This is a genomic window from Aminobacter sp. P4_H6_2, from assembly GCF_056400805.1.
Genome location: NZ_JBFUKO010000870.1, coordinates 1 through 1,762 on the forward strand (window position 1 = coordinate 1; position 1,762 = coordinate 1,762).

Genomic DNA, 1,762 nt, shown 5'->3' on the forward strand with positions numbered 1-1,762 from the left:
ACGTCAAGGCGTTGTCGCATGACGGCGTGCCCCAGGTTATCGCGCAGCCATTGCGGATGCCGGTCCAGGAAGGTTCGCGTGCAGCCACCGTTGCGGCCTTTCTGGCGCGCTTCTCCGGCCAGGATTCACTCGACATCGCCTATGGGACAGACGCCACCGTCGCGCTGGACAATCAGTTTCCCGGGTATTTCGCGACATCAGTGCCGTTCCGCATCGAGTTCTTGGATGGTGAGACGGTCGAGATTTTCATCGCGCGGACAAACCAAGCTTTGGGGCAGCTGCGCGAGCGCGGCACTTATGCGTCCGATCTCGCGGAGCGCGTTCCCGGATTGGCCCTTCCGCGCCTGACCATTGGGTTGGTTGAAGCAGCTTCACCCTCCCGGGCAAAGCTCATCCAGGGGACGGCGCTGACATTTGTGCTCGGCGCAGATGAGATGCTCGTGCTGGCCGATCGTGCTCGGATCGCGGATCGCGACCTTGCGGACATGCTCTCCCGATTGGGCATTTTCGCAGGTAAATTTGTCGGTGGCGGCATGGTTTCAGATCTTCCGCTTATGTCGGAAGAAGAACGCCAGCGAGTGCTCTTCGGCTGGAACCAGACCACGCGCGATCACGATCGCACCGTCTGCGTCCACACGCTGATCGAACGCCAAGCCGAGCTGACGCCTGATGCTATTGCGGTCTCTTTCCGCGACCGGCAGCTCACCTACCGTGAACTCGATGAAAAGGCCAACTGCGTTGCCAACCGCCTGATCGAGCTCGGCGTGAAACCCGACACGCTGGTCGGCCTGCATGTCTCGCGCTCGCCAGAGCTGGTCATCGGCGCGTTGGCCATCCAGAAGGCAGGCGCTGCCTATGTGCCGCTCGATCCGATGTTCCCAGCCGAGCGGCTGGCCTTGATGGTCGACGACAGCGGGGCGCCGGTGGTGCTCAGCGAGCGAGCACTCGACGGTGCACTGGCAGTTGACGGTGCCCAGCGGGTGAACATTGAGGACATCCTCGCTGTTCCAGGCAGTGCCGAGCGGCCGCGGAGCGGCGTCACCTCGGCCAACTTGGCGTACATGATCTACACGTCGGGTTCCACCGGGCGCCCCAAAGGCGTGATGGTCGAGCATCGCAATGTCGCGAATTTCTTCGTCGGCATGGACGACCGCATTACGATCGACGAAGCCGGGCAGCCGGTGTGGCTAGCCGTCACCAGCCTGTCCTTCGACATCTCGGTGCTGGAGCTCTTCTGGACACTGGCGCGTGGTTTCAAGGTGGTGATCCATGCAAGCGACGTGCATGACCACAAGAACGCGGCACCGACTGCAGCGCGCCGCCGCGCGAGCGGCAAGGCGCCGATGGATTTCGGCCTGTTTTACTGGGGCAATGACGACGGAGCGGGGCCGGCAAAATACCGGCTGTTGCTGGAAGGCGCGAAGTTCGCCGACGAGCATGGTTTCCAGGCGCTGTGGACACCTGAGCGACATTTCCACGCCTTTGGCGGTCCCTATCCGAACCCGGCGGTGACAGGAGCCGCCGTTGCTGCTGTGACGAAAAACCTGGCGATCCGCGCCGGTTCCTGCGTTCTGCCGCTGCATCACCCGGCACGAGTAGCCGAGGAGTGGGCGGTTCTCGACAACATCAGCAATGGTCGCGTCGGCCTCGCCTTCGCCTCTGGCTGGATGCCTGAGGATTTCGTGCTGCGGCCGGAGAACGCTCCGCCGCACAACAAGGCCGCCATGCTGCGCGATATCGAGACAGTTCGGCGCCTATGGCG

The 1,762-nt window shown here is 63.1% G+C and carries 1 protein-coding gene; it reads left to right on the forward strand.

The features are described from left to right. Positions 1-1,762, forward strand: a 1,762-nt coding sequence (locus AC1DUU_RS31145) for an LLM class flavin-dependent oxidoreductase (RefSeq protein WP_476787167.1), incomplete at both ends; no start/stop codon positions are given.